Origin of the sequence: Methyloversatilis sp. (assembly GCF_965284615.1) — a bacterium.
GTDB lineage: Bacteria > Pseudomonadota > Gammaproteobacteria > Burkholderiales > Rhodocyclaceae > Methyloversatilis.
The window spans coordinates 114,809-130,566 of the sequence record NZ_OZ260098.1; the positions used below are offsets into that span (position 1 = coordinate 114,809).

The following is a 15,758-nucleotide window of genomic DNA, read 5'->3' on the forward strand; positions in this document are numbered from 1 at the left end:
TTCGCATGACGAAGCCGTTGCCCTCACCCATTATCTGAACTGAACCAGGCCAGCGGAGCTTGCAACGGCCTACGCCCTCAATGTCCCGAAAAACCAGCACAAGGGCATGACGCTACAAGGGGCTGTCCCACGCGTGAGCGAAGTGCGCAGCGACTGCTACCGCTGCCCGCTGCATTCGCGGGTTCGTGCGCCGGACGCCGGCTTGGGCCGCCCGCCAGAATCACAAGAACCGTCGCCTGGAGTCCATTGTCGGGCGGCCGGCTAATCGTTGCATGCCCACGGCGTTGATTCGGTGCGCTGGCAAATAAGCCAGGCCGGAGCAGGGAACGCCAATCCGAAATCTTTCGTGCCGTTCAGTCGGTAGGTAAAGGGGATCTCGTAAAGAGCAGACATGGTGCTGTGTGGGATTTCCGTGAGGTACTTCGGCACTAGCTCGCGAAGAGAGTCGGGGTAGCGGTTGTGCTCGGCGCGAAAAGAAGACAGAGCGGTCACAATCACGTCGCCGCGACGGAAGCTCTCGGCTTTGCGATGGGTGCCCTCTACCCGCACAACCAGAGCGGTGAATACAACCAAGGCGAGCGAATACACACCAGCGATTAGCATGGTGCGACGTCGGCCGAAGAAGCCCCAGAGAAGTGCCCCAATACCGAAAGCGGCAAAGGAGATTAGCGTGAGACCCAGTAGTGCTGCGGCGCCAACACCGAACGACCACTCGAGGTAGGCGAGCGAGAAAGCGGTTGTGCTGATTACGAGCGCGGGGACTAGGCGAGGGTCGATCCAGCGGAGGGTGCTCATGCCTTCCGGCCGCCTAGCGTTTGACGTGAGTGGCGGCCGCAGCCGAAGGCGCAGGGAACCCAAAGCGGAGCTCTTGGCGGTCCCTGCTGATGGAGGAGTTAGGCCTTAGAGGCATGCTGAAGCAGAGGTAGCGCAACCGCCGTGATGACGCCAAGAGCGAGAACGAGCCCGTATACGACAAGCGCAAGTAGCGCTCCGCCTTTGAACTGCAAAGAGACGCCCTCAGGAGACTTCGCTCGAGGCCCCAGATACCAGCCACCAAGCAGCAGGGGAACAGCAAGGCTGAGGAGGAGAGTAAGAGGTACTGGAAAAGGATGCCCGGCCAACAAATTGAGGACCGCGCCAGCCCCGCTAACCAAGAACACTAGGAGGCCAAACACCAACGCATGAGGCCAACTCAGACGCGTTCGACGGAACAAGAATGCCGCGGCCTTCGTGAGTAGTGCATAGAGCAGAGGCGCAAGAAGCAGGGGCAGGAACTGAAGAATCATCGGACGTTATCCGCGTGAGGTCGGTAGGAGGTGGGTAAAGGCCTAACGACGCTGTAGAAATACCCCGTTCCGGGGAGAGCGGTTGCTTCCGGCGCATGCCGGCTCGAAGTCGTTCATCATCGTTTCAGCCTTCCGATCTTCGCTTCATCATCGTCCCCTGACGTCAGCGCCGGCCGCTGCCCGGCGCGCTCGAAATGGCGCCGGCCTCTCCCGCCAGCTTACCTAATTCGCGTATCCATGGTGCCCGAGCTTTTCGATGTTGTGCACCTGGCGGTACAGCTTCCATTGCCCATCCACCTTCTCCCGCCCGCGCAGCGTGAAGCGGGTGAGCCGCTTGTTGTGCCGCTCTTGGCCTTCGACGCGTTCGACGGCAGCTTCACGCCGTCGATGGCGAAGAGCTCGCGCTCGATCAGTCCCTGGCGGTCGCACACCAGCAGCACCTCGGTGAAGAGCGCTTGGGCCTCATTGCCGAGACTGCTGATGAAGTGCGCGACGGTGGTGAAGTGCGGCGCACTGTCGCCGGAGACGGCCATGAACAGCACGTTGGTGCGGCAGGCGGTGGCGATGGAGCGGGAGCTGATCAGCCCGCGCGAGTAGCCGAGCAGCACGATCTTGAGCAGCACGGCCGGATCGAAGGCCGGAGCGCCGCCAGCGTCGTTGGCGTAGCGGGCACGCAGTGCAGTGAGATCGAGGTCGTGGTTGACCAGGTGGCAGAGCGCGAACTCGAAGGTACCGGGCAGCACCTGCTGCGCGAAATCGACCGGGATGAGCTTCAGGCCGTAGTCAGGTGTCTTGAATCGCGCCATCGCATGGCTCCGGAGAGGCGATGCGGAATCATAACAACGGCATGTGAACGAACGAAGGTGGGGAGGGGTTTTTCTACAGCCTCAACACCTGAATTAAGCCGCGCCGCGAAGCGGCGTCGGCTTGAATGAATTGTTAGCTCCCCTGCGAGGAGAGCGGGATGACAACGCTCGAAACTGTGGAGGTCTCACTACTGACTTTGGCCGATCGCAAGCTGTGAAAGACAAGATTGATGCGAAAGCGATCAGTCTCGATCTCAGCCTCGTACATGGGGCAGCCTAGCCGAGTAGCCCAGGCAGCGGCCTTGGCGGATGGCTCAATTGCCCGAATGCCTGGCCATGCCAGTGACCAACAAGTACCCCACACATAACCGTCCGGCTCGCCGGCATCTAGCCAGGACTGATAGTCAACAAACGCCTCGCCCCATGATCTTGCCCAGACGTCGTCGGCTACGGCCGTGGCGTAACTCAACTCGACTACATGGGTGAACTGCACTTGGTGCCGCCCCGGATCTTTGCCTATCGAGGACTCGACCAAGAAGGAATAGTCCCTGCCATGAGGGATGAAACCATGATCCATGACTCCGAAATCGCAATCGGGTAGCCAGTCAAGGAGGGCGATCAGAGGATGCATGTGGGGAGCTAACGTTGAAGCTCAGCGGGCAGCGTAGCCGTCCGCTGCAGCGACTGGTTAGGTATCAGTCGCCACCTCGTCCCATGGAGAGCCCCCGTAGCCGATGGCCCAATTTATTCCATGGTGACGCTCCTGGATGATGCCGATATGAACCTCTGGACATTCACGGCCATTGATTGACGCATCACGCGCCTCCCAGTGCAAGTTCAGAATTTCGTCTGCCATTTCCACCAAGACCTCATCCGATCTTCTTCGGGCGGACGCAATAAATTCGTTCACCGACACCGACGTACGCGGTGGAAGGAGGTCCCGGAACAACGCTGGGTTGCAAGTTTCAGAGGGGGCGGGAATGGCTTCCACCAAGCCAAGCGACCACAGCAGAAGCAAAAGTGCTTCACTCCGCCACGAAGCGTTGAAAACCTGCCGTTCACTAGGCGTCTCTGACGTTATGAAGTCCAGTTCTTCCGGCGAAAGCTCGGCCCATAAGTCCTCCGCTCGCAGCCAATCAATCAACTTCTGCTTGTCGTCGCCGAACGCAATTGAAATGACGGCGAACAGCGCCAGCGCCCGTCGCGCAATGGCACCGGCATCTCGGATTTCGTCTTCCGGTCCTTCGTCGAAATAAGGTTCTTCCATTTGATATCTAACGTTGAGCTAAGCGGACGCCGCTTGCGGCGGTCCGCTTGAGCGCAAGGTTAGAACGCGATGTTTGATGCAGAACACAAGCAACAATGCACCACCAAGAAGGCTGCCCACAGCAAGAGACGCCAAGTAGGTGATGACCAGCCAAGGAGCCGCCAACGTTGCCGGCACAAAAGACGAGAGGCCAACAAGCGTGACGACGCCACCAATGGCCGCGCCTGCAACGAACACGACAGCTATGCGAATGGAAACGGACGTTGGCTGAAGGAAACGAGCAACTAAGAAGGCGAGTGTCAGCACGAGCGCCGCACCGGGGACAACTACCAATGCTGTGAACAAAGGGGCCATAGCGTTCTAACGTCGTAGTTGTGCGGGCGCCGGAGCGGCGCAGCCGCGCAGGGTACCCAAAGCGCAGCTTTGGGCGGTCCGCTCGAACGCAGTGTTGGACGACACCGAGACCGTCAGCGAAGGCACGTTGTGCATGACGAAGCCGTTGCCCCTCTAAGTTGATCTGAACTTAACCAGGCCAGCTGCATTTGCCGCGGCCCGCCGCCCTCAATGCCCCGAAACACTAGCACATGGGCATGGCACAACAAGGGGCGACCTCACGCGAGCGCGGAGTGCGAAGCGACCGCACTCGCTGACCGCCGCAGCCGCTAGCTCGGGCGCTGCACGCAGGTTCGGACCGCCCGCCAGAAACACCAAGAACCGGTGACGTTCAACTTTGTTTTCTGGCGCAGTTTTGCGCCATAACTACGGAAGCTGCCGGGTAAACAGGCTGGGGTGATGGCCCGGAAACAGCCTTGCCATGGGGGTTTCGTCAACCTATGCTGTATATTCATACGGCATTAAACGGCGATGAAAAACCTCACCCCTTCGCTTCCGCCTCTGAGATCCGTTCGCTTGCTCGATCAGCTACGCGAGCGGATACGCTACCTTCATTACACCATAAGCACCGAGAGGACATATGTTCATTGGGTGAGGGCCTTCATCCGGTTCCACCGGCTGCGTCATCCGTCCACGATGGGGCGGGCGGAGATCGAGGCTTTTCTGTCCTGGCTGGCCAATGAGCGCAGTGTCGCGGTGTCAACGCACAAGCAGGCGCTGTCTGCGCTGCTCTTTCTTTACAAGCAGGTGCTCGGCATTGATCTGCCGTGGATGAATGAGATCGGACAGCCGCGCACGACGCGCCGCCTGCCAGTCGTGCTGTCGCCTGACGAGGTAAAGCGTCTGTTCGTGCTGATGGAAGGTGAACATCGCCTCTTCGCCCAGCTGCTGTACGGCACCGGCATGCGGCTGACCGAGGGCTTGCGGCTGCGGGTGAAGGACGTCAACTTCGAGCACCTCACGCTCATCGTGCGTGAGGGCAAGGGGCGCAAGGACCGCGCACTGATGTTGCCGCAGTCGCTGGTATCGCCCCTGCGCGATCAGATGGCGCGTGCACGCGTGCTGTGGGACGAAGACCGACGATCCGGGCGGGCGGGCGTCGAGATGCCCGATGCGCTCGCCCGCAAGTATCCGCGTGCGGATGCGTCATGGGCGTGGTTCTGGGTGTTTCCGCAGGCCGAACACGCGGTCAACCCGCGTACTGGTGTGGTCCGCCGCCATCATATGTACGACCAGACATTCCAGCGTGCCTTTCAGCGCGCGAGTCGGAGGGCAGGCCTGCACAAGCCCGCCACGCCTCATACGCTGAGACACTCCTTCGCCACGGCGCTGCTGCAGTCAGGCTATGACATTCGCACGGTGCAAGAGCTTCTCGGTCATGCGGACGTGTTGACCACGATGATCTATACGCATGTGCTCAAGGTCGGTGGAGGTGGGGTGCGCAGTCCGCTCGATGCACTTCTTTCAGCGGTGTGAGCGGGAAGGCATGCGCCTGATCCGTTGCGATGCCGCATGCGCAGCGTCCCGGATGCAGCCGACGGGGTGCGGGAGGCAGATCTTCGCGCAACGAGCGGTGCGTCTTCCCTGTCCATCGCCTGCCACAGTAAGCGGCCCTCACCTGCTGACGCGGGTGAGGGCAAAACCGCGTTGCACCCTACTCAGCCGCCCAGCTTCTTCTTCAGCAGCTCATTCACCTGCGCCGGGCTGGCTTTTCCGCGGCTGGCTTTCATCACCTGGCCGACCAGGGCGTTGAACGCCTTTTCCTTGCCGGCGCGGTATTCCTCCACCGATTTCGGGTTGGCGGCCAACACCTCGTCGATGATGGGTTCGATGGCTGAGGCGTCGGTCACCTGCTTCAGGCCCTGCGCGTCGATGATGGCGTCGGCGTCCTTGCCTTCGCCGTTCCACAGCGCGTCGAACACCTTCTTGGCGATGCTGTTCGAAATCGTGCTGTCGGCGATGCGGGCGACCAGGCCGGCGAGCTGGGCCGGGCTGACCGGGCTTTGCGCGATGTCGCGCTCTTCGCGGTTCAGGCGCGCAGCCAGTTCGCCCATGACCCAGTTGGCGAGCGGCTTGGCCAACTGAGTGGCCTGCGCCGCGCCGGCGATGGCCAGCGCGTCGGTGAAGTACTGGGCGGTTTCGCGGCTGGCGGTGAGGCCGGTGGCGTCGTAGGCGGACAGGCCGTAGTCCGATTGCAGGCGCGCGGCCAGCGCGGCCGGCAGTTCGGGCATGGCGCGGCGCACCTCGTCCACCCACTCGGCGGCGATCACCAGCGGCGGCAGGTCGGGGTCGGGGAAGTAGCGGTAGTCGTGCGCGTCTTCCTTGCTGCGCATCATGCGGGTCTCGCCGGTGTCCGGGTCGAACAGCACGGTGGCCTGCTGGATCTTGTGGCCGTCCTCGATCTGTTCGATCTGCCAGTTGATTTCGTAATCGATGGCCTGCTGCAGGAAGCGGAAGCTGTTCAGGTTCTTGATTTCGCGGCGGGTGCCCAGCGGCTCGCCGGGGCGGCGCACGCTCACGTTGGCGTCGCAGCGGAAGCTGCCTTCCTGCATGTTGCCATCGCAGATGTTGACCCAGCGCACCAGCGCGTGCAGCGCGCGCGCATAGGCCACCGCTTCGGCGCTCGACGACATGTCCGGCTCGCTGACGATTTCCAGCAGCGGCGTGCCGGCGCGGTTCAGGTCTATGCCGGACATGCCATGGAAATCTTCGTGCAGGCTCTTGCCGGCGTCTTCTTCGAGGTGGGCGCGGGTGAGGCGCACCACTTTTTCGTAAGCCTTGTCACCCTCGCCAACGCGTATCGTCAGCGTGCCGCCCTGCACCACCGGCAGCTCGTACTGGCTGATCTGGTAGCCCTTCGGCAGGTCGGGGTAGAAGTAATTCTTGCGCGCGAACACCGAGCGCGGCGCGACGGTGGCGCCAATGGCCAGGCCGAAGCGGATGGCGCGCTCGACCGCGGCGCGGTTCATCACCGGCAGCACACCGGGCAGCGCCAGGTTGACCGGGCTGGCCTGCGCGTTGGGCGCGGCGCCGAAGGCGGTCGAGCTGCCGGAGAAGATTTTCGACGCGGTGTTCAGCTGGGTATGCGTTTCCAGCCCGATCACCACTTCCCAGTTCGCTCTGCTCATGTTGCGTTCTCTCTGTGCTTTACCGGCAGTTGCCGGTCTTGCGGCTCACCAGCGTGGGCCACAGGTAATCGTGCGCGCCGGGCGTACAGTGCGCGGCGCAGTTGCGGTAGGACACCGTCACTTCGTCTTTCTGTTCCCACATGCTGATGGTGCAGGCACCGGCGACCAGCGTGGGCGTGTGATCGAAACTCGTCTGCCGGAATGCCGACAGGTCGAAGCTGCAGCGACCTTTGCTGCCCATGTTCACGTCGGACGCGAAACGTTCGACCTTCGAATTCTTCACTTCCAGCTGCAGCCGCCCTTCGGTGCCGACGTCGTCGCGGTAGCTGCAGTCGGCCTTCGCCTGCAGCGGCCGCGCCGGGATGGGCAGCGGCTTGGTGCTCTTGATCGGCGGCTTCGGGCGCCCCGCTTCCGGCATCTGTGCCGGCGGCAGCGGTCGCTGCGGCGCCGGCGTCTGCTGCAGCGGTGCGCAAGCGGCCAGCAGTGCCAGCGCCGCGATCAGCGGCAGCGCGAAACGAAAGGTCAAAGCAGTTCGTCCCGCTTCTTGCGCAGACCGTCGGGCATCCTCAGCGAGGTCTTGTCCCAGCCCTCGATGTCGAGCACGCGGTCGAGCGCCTCCTCGAGCAGCGCGTGCGCACGGAAAACGGCGTCGGCGATGGTGCGATGGCTGTCGGCCATGTCAGGCATTTCGCTCATGCAGTTCATCTGGTACTGGTGCAGCGTGCGCAGCTCCATCATCTGCGCGGCCAGCTGGGCCGGGCAGGCGCACATGTAGATGCCGGCCTGGTCGAGTATCAGTTGCAGCTGCGTGCTGCTGTAGCGAAATGTCTGCATCGTGTCAGTTCCGCACGGCCGTTCCGAAGGAACTGAGCTTCACCACAGCCAATGAAACGAGCGTCGCGCCGCCCGCAGGGCCGCCCCAAGGGCGAGCGCAGCCCCCTCGGGGGGCAGCGAACGCAGTGAGCGTGGGGGCTTTTTTCATGTCAGTTCTCCGGTGTGCGCAGGTGCCAGTCGGTCGCCTGCTGGAACTGGTGGGCGGCGCCCAGCATGCGCGCCTCGTCGAACCAGCGGCCGACGATCTGCAGGCCGACCGGCAGGCCGTCGGCGCCGAAGCCGGCGGGAATGCTCATGCCCGGCAGCCCGGCCAGATTGATCGACGTGGTGTAGATGTCGCCGAGGTACATCGCCAGCGGGTCTTCGTCGTTCTGGCCGATGCGGTAGGCGGTGTTCGGCGTGGTCGGCCCCATGATGAGGTCGCACTGCGCGAAGGCCGCTTCGTAATCTTCGGCGATCAGCCGGCGCACTTTCTGCGCCTGCAGGTAGTAGGCGTCGTAATAGCCGTGCGACAGCACATAGGTGCCGATCAGGATGCGCCGCTTCACCTCGGCGCCGAAACCCTGGGCGCGGGTCTTCGCGTACATGTCGTCGAGGTTGCCGTACTCAGGTGCGCGGTAGCCGTAGCGCACGCCGTCGAAGCGGCTGAGGTTGGAGCTGGCTTCGGCCGGCGCGATGACGTAGTAGGCCGGCACCGCCATGCCCGAACGCGGCAGACTTACCTCGACGGTGACCGCGCCCAGCGTGCGGAAGGTGGCGAGCGCGGCCTCGACCGCGGCGCGCACGTCGGCCGACATGCCGTCGCCGAAGAACTCCTTCGGCACGCCGATGCGCAGGCCGGCCAGCGGCTGCGTCAGCGCGCGGGTGTAGTCCTCGGTCGGGCGCTGCAGGCTGGTCGAGTCGCGTTCGTCGAAGCCGGCAAAGGCGTTCAGCAGCAGTGCGCAGTCTTCGGCGGTGCGCGCCATCGGGCCGCCCTGGTCGAGGCTGGAGGCGTAGGCGATCATGCCCCAGCGCGACACGACGCCGTAGGTGGGCTTGATGCCGCTGATGCCGCAGAAGGCGGCCGGCTGGCGGATCGAGCCGCCGGTGTCGGTGCCGCTGGCGGCCGGCGCCAGGCCGGCGGCGATGGCTGCGGCCGATCCGCCGCTCGATCCGCCTGGCACGTGCTCCGTGTTCCACGGGTTGCGCACGGCGCCGTAGTAGCTCGATTCATTGGTCGAGCCCATCGCGAACTCGTCCATATTCGTGCGGCCCAGCGTGACCAGACCGGCGGCGCGCGAGCGCTCGATCAGGCCGGCGTCATAGGGCGCGGCGAAGCTTTCCAGCATTTTCGAGCCGCAGCGGGCATGCCAGCCGGTCTGGCAGAAGATGTCCTTGTGCGCGATCGGCACGCCGGTCAGCACACCGGCGCGGCCTTCGGCGCGCAGCGCGTCGGCGGCGCGGGCTTCGGCCAGCGTCTGTTCGTCGTTCAGTTCGACATAGGCGTTCAGCGTCGCATTGGCGTCGCGGATGCGCGCCAGGTAGTCCTGCGCCAGCTCGACGGCCGACGCTTCGCCTGCCGCCAGCTTCGCAGCCAGCGACTTCACGGTTTCGGGGGCGCTCATACGATCACTCATTCGATGACTTTAGGCACGAGATACAGGCCGTCCTCGACCGCCGGGGCGACCGCCTGGTAGGCGGCACGGCGGTCGCTTTCGGTCACGCGGTCCTCGCGCAGGCGCAGCACCAGATCGGTGGCGTGCGCCATCGGCTCGACACCGGTGGTGTCGATGGCCTGCAGCTGCTCGATCAGGCCGAGCATGGAATTGAGGTGGCTGCGCGTGTGTTCGAGTTCCGCATCGGGCAGTTCGATGCGCGCCAGCTTCGCGATGTGGCGGACTTCTTGGTCGGTCAGGGACATGGAATGCAGATCCGGGCTGTCAGGTGCCGGGGCACCCGCAGGCAAAGATGTTTCGGTTCAAGGAGCTTATGCACTGTTGGGTTATCATTATGAACCATTCAGGCTGCCCGCCCGGCAGCCGGCCCGAACGTCCGGCCGCCACCCGCGGCCCGGGTCCGACGAAAGCTGCCGCCGGGTCGCCCGCCGCAACACCGCTGCTGACCACACCCGACCCGATTCCTGTTCCGGCCGCTGAGCGGCCGCTTTCACATAAGACCATCCATGTTCGGTTTCCTGCGTTCCTATTTTTCCAATGATCTGGCCATCGACCTCGGCACCGCCAACACGCTGATCTACGTGCGTGGCCAGGGCATCGTGCTGGACGAGCCTTCGGTCGTCGCCATCCGCACCGAAGGCGGCCCCAACGCCAAGAAGACCATCCAGGCCGTGGGTCTGCAGGCCAAGCTGATGCTCGGCAAGACGCCGGGCAACATCACCGCCATTCGCCCGATGAAGGACGGCGTGATCGCCGACTTCACGGTGACCGAGCAGATGCTCAAGCAGTTCATCAAGAAGGTGCACGACTCGCGGCTGTTCTCGCCTTCGCCCCGGATAATCATCTGCGTGCCCTGCGGCTCCACCCAGGTCGAGCGTCGTGCCATCCGTGAATCGGCGCTGGGCGCCGGTGCCAGCCAGGTGTACCTGATCGAGGAACCGATGGCCGCCGCGATCGGCGCCGGCCTGCCGGTGTCGGAAGCGACCGGCTCGATGGTGGTCGATATCGGCGGCGGCACCACCGAAGTCGGCGTGATCTCGCTGGGCGGCATGGTGTACGCCGGCAGCGTGCGCGTCGGCGGTGACAAGTTCGACGAAGCCATCATCAATTACATCCGCCGCAACTACGGCATGCTGATCGGCGAAACGACCGCCGAGGCGATCAAGAAGGAAATCGGCTCCGCCTTCCCCGGCTCCGAAGTGAAGGAGATGGAAGTGAAGGGCCGCAACCTGGCCGAAGGCATCCCGCGCAGCTTCACCATTTCGTCGAACGAAATCCTCGAAGCGCTGACCGAACCGCTCAACCAGATCGTGTCGGCGGTGAAGAGCGCACTCGAACAGACCCCGCCGGAACTGGGCGCCGACATCGCCGAACGCGGCATGGTGCTGACCGGCGGCGGCGCGCTGCTGCGCGACCTCTACCGTCTGCTGATGGAAGAGACCGGCCTGCCGGTGGTGGTGGCCGACGACCCGCTCACCTGCGTGGTGCGCGGCTCCGGCACCGCGCTGGAGAAGATGGACCAGCTCGGCAGCATCTTCGCCAACGAGTGATTCCCGGATGATGTCGCGGTCACAGGTTGCACCCGGCTTTGTGGGAGCGGCCTCAGGCCGCGATGCGACTTCTGCCGACCGCAGGGCTTCAATGCAGGCAGCTATCGCGAGCAAGCTCGCTCCCACAAAAAAACCGGCTTTGGCCGTGGATCGGGCTCCGGCTCCGTGGGAGCGGCCTCAGGCCGCGATGCGGCGGTGGCATGGCGCAACGCAGGCTGCATTTGCTCCCGCATGGCAGGCCGGTTCCCGTCTTCCTCTTCGACAAGCGATTTCCTGACTGATGGCTTCACCGGTCGCCGGACATTCCCCACCGCCGTTCTTCCGGCGCGGCCCGGCGCCGCTCGTGCGCCTCGTACTGCTGGCCAGTGCCTCGCTCACCCTGATCGTGGTCGACTACCGGCTGCACTACCTCGAACTGGTGCGCCAGGCGCTGTCGGTGGTGACCACGCCGCTGCAGGTCGCCGCCGGCATGCCGGTGGCCGGCGTCCGTTCGGCCGGTGAGTACTTCGCCGACCTCGCACGGTTGCAGGCGGAAAACGCGCAGCTCAGGCGCGAACACACCGAACTGGCGACGATACGGCTGCGCCAGGAACAGCTGGACCAGGAAAACACCCGTCTGCGCGCGCTGCTCGACATGCGCGAGCGGGTGAAGGTCGATGCGCGCGTGGCCGAGGTGATCTACGCGGTGCGCGACCCGTTCTCGCGCCGCGTCGTCGTCGACAAGGGCCTCACCCACGGCATCGAGCCGGGCAGCCCGGTGGTGGACGACGTCGGCGTGATCGGCCAGGTCACCCGCGTCTATCCGCTCAATGCCGAGGTCACCCTCATTTCCGACAAGGATCAGGCGCTGCCGGTGCAGGTCGCCCGTACCGGCGTGCGCGCCGTCATGTTCGGCGCCGGCAGCGGCACGCTGGAACTGCGCTACCTGGCAGCCGACGTCGATCTGCGCGAAGGCGACCGCATCGTCACCTCCGGCCTCGATGGCGTGTTCGTGCCCGGTCTGCCGGTGGCGCGCGTGAAGTCGGTTGACCGCGACGGCGAAGGCGGCTTCGTGCGCATCCTCTGTGTGCCGATCGCCGGCGTCGAGGCGCATTCGGCCGTGCTCATCATGGCCCCCGGCAAGCCGGTGCAGCCCGACAGCGTGCTGCCGGCCGACGCGGCGCCGCAGGAGGCGAAGAAATGAACCAGCCCTCCTTCAGTTCGCGCCGCATCCTGCGTCCGGTCCGTCCGTGGTTCATCTGGCTGTCGCTGCTGGTGGCGCTGGTGGTGAACCTGATGCCGCTCGGCCGCGCCTTCTGGCTGCCCGACTGGGTGGCGCTGGTGCTGTGTTTCTGGTGCGTGCGCGAGCCGCTGCGCGTCGGCATGGGCAGCGCCTTCGTGATGGGTGTCGTGATGGACGTCGGCTACGGCAGCCTGATGGGTCAGCACGCCCTGGCCTACGTGCTGCTCGCCTACGCGGCGACCACCTTCTCCCGCCGCATCCTGTGGTTCGGCCCGCTGCGCCAGTCGCTGCACGTGCTGCCGATGCTGGTCGGCGCCCAGTGCGTGATGCTGCTGGTGCGGCTGGCCGGCGACGCCGAGTTTCCCGGGCTCGAATACTTCGCCGGCGCGCTGATCGCGACGCTGCTGTGGCATCCGATCAGCTTCGTGCTGCTGCTGCCGCAGTACCGGCCGGAGAACAAGGACGAGAACCGGCCGATCTGATGAATGTGCCTATGCTCACTTCCTGCGCACATATCGGACCACGTAGCGTCTCCCTGACCGGTCGGCGCAGCGCGTTGACCTTCGCAGGCTGTTCGGCGCCATGACCGACCTGAACAGCCCGGAACTGCAGCTCATCCGCTTCCGCCGCCGCGTGTATTTCGCCGGCGCGCTGGTGCTGGTGTGCTTCGCGCTGCTGTTCTCGCGCTTCTTCTGGCTGCAGGTGGTCCGGCACGACTACTACGCCACCCGCGCCGAGGACAACCGCATTGCGCTGCTGCCGGTGACGCCCAACCGCGGCCTCATCGTCAACCGCAACGGCGAGGTGCTGGCGCGTAACTACTCCGCCTACACGCTGGAAATCCAGCCCTCGCGCGTGGCCGATCTCGAGACGACGATAGACGAGCTGGCGCAGCTGGTGAATATCGAGGCGCGCGACCGCAAGCGTTTCCGCAAGCTGATGGACGAGTCGCGCAACTTCGATTCGCTGCCGATACGCACCCGCCTGACCGACGAGGAAGTGGCGCGCTTCATCGCCCAGCGCTACCGCTTCCCCGGCGTCGAGGTGCGGGCGCGGCTGTTCCGCCAGTACCCGAACACCGAACTGGCGTCGCACGTGCTCGGCTACATGGGCCGCATCAACCGGCGCGACGCCGAGCGCATCGACGAGGCGGGCGTGGCCGACAACTACCGCGGTACCGACCACATCGGCAAGAGCGGGCTGGAACTGTCGTACGAGAACGACCTGCACGGCGTCACCGGCTTCGAACAGGTCGAGGTGACCGCCGCCGGTCGTGCGGTGCGCGTGCTGTCGCGCACGCCGCCGCAGAACGGCAGCAACCTGCGGCTGACGCTGGACGCCGGCCTGCAGCGCGTGGTCGAACAGGCCTTCGGCGAGCGGCGCGGCGCATTGGTGGCGATCGAGCCGTCGTCCGGCGGCGTGCTGGCGCTGGTGAGCAAGCCCACCTTCGATCCCAACCTGTTCGTCGATGGCATCGACAGCGCCAACTGGGAGGCGCTGAACACCTCGGCCGACCACCCGCTGCTGAACCGCGCCATCTATTCGGCCTACCCGCCCGGCTCGACCTTCAAGCCCTTCATGGCGCTCGGCGCGCTGACCGCCGGCAAGCGCACGCCGCAGTTCGCGATCGCCGACCCCGGCCACTTCGACTTCGGTGGCCACCGCTTCCGCGACGACAAGGTGGGCGGTCACGGCTCGGTGGACATGCACAAGTCCATCGTCGTGTCGTGCAACACCTATTACTACCGTCTGGCGGCGGACTGGGGCATCGATGGCATCGCCGGCTTCATGGCGCAGATGGGCCTGGGCAGCCGCACCGGCATCGACATCGAGGGCGAGGCGACCGGCGTGCTGCCGTCGCCCGAGTGGAAGAAGAAGCGCTTCAAGAAGCCGGAACAGCAGAAGTGGTACGCCGGCGAAACGATTTCGGTGGGCATCGGTCAGGGCTACAACGCCTATACGATGCTGCAGCTGGCGCATGCGGTGTCGATACTGGCGGCCGACGGCGTCGTGTACAAGCCGCATCTGGTGAAGCAGGTCGAGAACGTGCGCACCGGTGCGGTGCGGCAGATCGAGCCGCAGCCGACGCGCCGGGTGAATCTGAAGCCGGAGCACATCGCGGTGATCAAGCAGGCGATGGAAGACGTGAACAAGGCGGGCACCGGCGCCCGTGCTTTTGCCGGCGCGCCCTATGTCGCCGCCGGCAAGACCGGCACCGCGCAGGCCTTCTCGCTGCGCGGTGCGCAGTACCGCGGCGGCAAGCTGGCGGAAAAGCTGCGCGACCACGCGCTGTTCATCGCCTACGCGCCGGCCGACGATCCGAAGATCGCGCTCGCCGTCATCGTCGAAAACGCCGGTTTCGGTGCGCAGTCGGCGGCGCCGATCGCGCGCCAGGTGTTCGATTACTACCTGCTGGGCAACAAGCCGGCAGGCCCCGCACCGGAGGACGCCGATGCAACTGACAGCGAGTAAGTGGTCGGCGCTGCGTGAGCGCATCTTCGGCCTGCTGTCGGCGCTCGATCCGCCGCTGCTGGCGATCACCTTCGTGCTGCTGTCGCTGGCGACGCTGGTCATGGCCAGCGCCACCGCCGACTTCTCCTTCCGCTTCGACGCCCATCTGGTCAATCTGGCGGTCGCGCTCGGCGTCATGCTGGTGGTGGCGCAGATTCCGCCGCTGCGCCTGATGCAGCTGGCGCTGCCCTTCTACGTGGTTGGCGTGGTGCTGCTGATCGGTGTCGAGCTGTTCGGCGAAACGTCGAAGGGCGCCCAGCGCTGGCTCAACATCGGCTTCACCCGGATACAGCCGTCGGAAATGCTGAAGATTTCGGTGCCGCTGATGCTGGCCTGGTATTTCCACCGGCACGAGGCGCAGCTCCGGGTGCGCGACTTCATGGTGGCGCTGGTCATCCTGCTGATACCGGTCGTCCTCATCTTCCACCAGCCGGACCTCGGCACCGCCATCCTGGTGCTGGCAGCCGGCGTGTTCGTCATCTTCTTCGCCGGCCTGTCGTGGAAGCTCATCATTCCGGTACTCGCCATCGGCGTCGTTGGCATCGCCACGCTGGCGGTCGAGGGCGACGCGATGTGCGCCGAGGGCGTCGAGTGGCCGGGCTTCAAGGCTTACCAGCGGCAGCGCGTGTGTACCCTGCTCGATCCGACCTCGGACCCGCGCGGCAGCGGCTTCCACATCATCCAGTCCAGCATCGCCATCGGCTCCGGCGGCGTGTTCGGCAAGGGCTGGAAAGAGGGTACGCAGACCCACCTCGAATTCGTGCCCGAACGCCACACCGACTTCATTTTCGCCGTGATGGCCGAGGAATTCGGTCTGCTGGGCGCGGTGGTGCTGCTGCTCATCTATATGGCGATGATAGGGCGCGGCCTGATGATCGCCGCCCGCTCGCCACTGCTGTTCGGTCGCCTGCTGGCCGGCGCGATTTCGCTGTCCTGCTTCACCTATGCCTTCGTGAACATGGGCATGGTGACCGGCGTGCTGCCGGTGGTCGGCGTGCCGCTGCCCTTTGTGAGCTACGGCGGCACCGCGCTGGTGACGCTGTGCATCGGACTCGGGCTGCTGATGTCGATCGAGGCGCACCGGCGCCGGCGTCGGGAGCGCTGAG

13 protein-coding genes and 2 pseudogenes are annotated in these 15,758 nt (G+C 65.0%); 6 read left to right on the forward strand and 9 right to left on the reverse strand.

Translation table 11 applies throughout. The annotated features are described in order from the left end of the window. Positions 1-261: 261 nt before the first annotated feature. The 4 genes and pseudogenes from ACQ66H_RS00555 to ACQ66H_RS00570 form a co-directional block, all read right to left on the reverse strand. A complete protein-coding gene (locus ACQ66H_RS00555; RefSeq protein ID WP_019915983.1) occupies positions 262-795 on the reverse strand; it encodes a hypothetical protein in 534 nt (177 codons plus the stop codon). Between the two features lie 829 nt (positions 796-1,624). Beyond that, positions 1,625-2,092, reverse strand: a pseudogene (locus ACQ66H_RS00560) (transposase); the annotation flags it as partial. A 133-nt stretch (positions 2,093-2,225) separates the two neighbouring features. Next, positions 2,226-2,723 (reverse strand): hypothetical protein, encoded by a 498-nt coding sequence (locus ACQ66H_RS00565; protein WP_019915980.1) that lies wholly within the window; start codon positions 2,721-2,723, stop codon positions 2,226-2,228. Between the two features lie 57 nt (positions 2,724-2,780). Then, a pseudogene (locus ACQ66H_RS00570) lies at positions 2,781-3,362 on the reverse strand (DUF4272 domain-containing protein); the annotation flags it as partial. Positions 3,363-4,223: 861 nt separating this feature from the next. On the opposite strand from ACQ66H_RS00570, the gene ACQ66H_RS00575 reads away from it, so the two are divergent. Then, positions 4,224-5,228, forward strand: coding sequence for an integron integrase (locus tag ACQ66H_RS00575; RefSeq protein WP_430432371.1), 1,005 nt, complete (start codon positions 4,224-4,226; stop codon positions 5,226-5,228). A 182-nt stretch (positions 5,229-5,410) separates the two neighbouring features. Here the strand turns inward: ACQ66H_RS00575 and gatB are convergent, their stop codons facing one another. The 5 genes from gatB to gatC form a co-directional block, all read right to left on the reverse strand. Then, positions 5,411-6,880, reverse strand: coding sequence for an Asp-tRNA(Asn)/Glu-tRNA(Gln) amidotransferase subunit GatB (gatB, locus tag ACQ66H_RS00580; RefSeq protein ID WP_430432372.1), 1,470 nt, complete (start codon positions 6,878-6,880; stop codon positions 5,411-5,413). A gap of 19 nt (positions 6,881-6,899) precedes the next feature. Beyond that, positions 6,900-7,406 (reverse strand): hypothetical protein, encoded by a 507-nt coding sequence (locus ACQ66H_RS00585; protein ID WP_430432373.1) that lies wholly within the window; start codon positions 7,404-7,406, stop codon positions 6,900-6,902. Beyond that, complete coding sequence (locus tag ACQ66H_RS00590) at positions 7,403-7,714, reverse strand: hypothetical protein (RefSeq protein WP_430432374.1); 312 nt, start codon at positions 7,712-7,714, stop codon at positions 7,403-7,405. Before ACQ66H_RS00590 ends, ACQ66H_RS00585 begins: the two co-directional genes overlap by 4 nt. A gap of 149 nt (positions 7,715-7,863) precedes the next feature. After that, on the reverse strand, positions 7,864-9,318 hold the full coding sequence (gene gatA, locus ACQ66H_RS00595) for an Asp-tRNA(Asn)/Glu-tRNA(Gln) amidotransferase subunit GatA (protein ID WP_430432375.1): 1,455 nt from the start codon (positions 9,316-9,318) through the stop codon (positions 7,864-7,866). Positions 9,319-9,326: 8 nt separating this feature from the next. Then, complete coding sequence (gene gatC, locus ACQ66H_RS00600) at positions 9,327-9,614, reverse strand: Asp-tRNA(Asn)/Glu-tRNA(Gln) amidotransferase subunit GatC (protein WP_425763400.1); 288 nt, start codon at positions 9,612-9,614, stop codon at positions 9,327-9,329. A 261-nt stretch (positions 9,615-9,875) separates the two neighbouring features. Between gatC and ACQ66H_RS00605 the strand changes: the two genes are divergently transcribed. From ACQ66H_RS00605 to rodA, 5 genes are all read left to right on the forward strand, one after another. Further along, positions 9,876-10,919, forward strand: a complete 1,044-nt coding sequence (locus ACQ66H_RS00605; protein ID WP_019915967.1) for a rod shape-determining protein — start codon at positions 9,876-9,878, stop codon at positions 10,917-10,919. Positions 10,920-11,199: 280 nt separating this feature from the next. After that, positions 11,200-12,102, forward strand: a complete 903-nt coding sequence (gene mreC, locus ACQ66H_RS00610; protein ID WP_425763402.1) for a rod shape-determining protein MreC — start codon at positions 11,200-11,202, stop codon at positions 12,100-12,102. After that, complete coding sequence (gene mreD, locus ACQ66H_RS00615) at positions 12,099-12,623, forward strand: rod shape-determining protein MreD (RefSeq protein WP_425763403.1); 525 nt, start codon at positions 12,099-12,101, stop codon at positions 12,621-12,623. Before mreC ends, mreD begins: the two co-directional genes overlap by 4 nt. A 100-nt stretch (positions 12,624-12,723) precedes the next feature. Then, positions 12,724-14,613: a penicillin-binding protein 2 gene (gene mrdA / locus ACQ66H_RS00620; RefSeq protein ID WP_430432376.1), complete on the forward strand. Its 1,890-nt coding sequence runs from the start codon at positions 12,724-12,726 to the stop codon at positions 14,611-14,613. Further along, positions 14,594-15,757: a rod shape-determining protein RodA gene (gene rodA / locus ACQ66H_RS00625; protein WP_430432377.1), complete on the forward strand. Its 1,164-nt coding sequence runs from the start codon at positions 14,594-14,596 to the stop codon at positions 15,755-15,757. Before mrdA ends, rodA begins: the two co-directional genes overlap by 20 nt. Position 15,758 lies beyond the last annotated feature (1 nt).

Excerpts from the sequence above, each read along its gene's own strand:
- gatA (WP_430432375.1), bottom strand. The coding sequence starts at position 9,318 with ATGAGCGCCCCCGAAACCGTGAAGTCGCTGGCTGCGAAGCTGGCGGCA.
- ACQ66H_RS00565 (WP_019915980.1), bottom strand. The coding sequence starts at position 2,723 with ATGCATCCTCTGATCGCCCTCCTTGACTGGCTACCCGATTGCGATTTC.
- gatC (WP_425763400.1), bottom strand. The coding sequence starts at position 9,614 with ATGTCCCTGACCGACCAAGAAGTCCGCCACATCGCGAAGCTGGCGCGC.
- mreD (WP_425763403.1), top strand. The coding sequence starts at position 12,099 with ATGAACCAGCCCTCCTTCAGTTCGCGCCGCATCCTGCGTCCGGTCCGT.
- ACQ66H_RS00575 (WP_430432371.1), top strand. The coding sequence starts at position 4,224 with ATGAAAAACCTCACCCCTTCGCTTCCGCCTCTGAGATCCGTTCGCTTG.
- ACQ66H_RS00555 (WP_019915983.1), bottom strand. The coding sequence starts at position 795 with ATGAGCACCCTCCGCTGGATCGACCCTCGCCTAGTCCCCGCGCTCGTA.
- ACQ66H_RS00590 (WP_430432374.1), bottom strand. The coding sequence starts at position 7,714 with ATGCAGACATTTCGCTACAGCAGCACGCAGCTGCAACTGATACTCGAC.
- gatB (WP_430432372.1), bottom strand. The coding sequence starts at position 6,880 with ATGAGCAGAGCGAACTGGGAAGTGGTGATCGGGCTGGAAACGCATACC.
- rodA (WP_430432377.1), top strand. The coding sequence starts at position 14,594 with ATGCAACTGACAGCGAGTAAGTGGTCGGCGCTGCGTGAGCGCATCTTC.
- mreC (WP_425763402.1), top strand. The coding sequence starts at position 11,200 with ATGGCTTCACCGGTCGCCGGACATTCCCCACCGCCGTTCTTCCGGCGC.
- mrdA (WP_430432376.1), top strand. The coding sequence starts at position 12,724 with ATGACCGACCTGAACAGCCCGGAACTGCAGCTCATCCGCTTCCGCCGC.
- ACQ66H_RS00605 (WP_019915967.1), top strand. The coding sequence starts at position 9,876 with ATGTTCGGTTTCCTGCGTTCCTATTTTTCCAATGATCTGGCCATCGAC.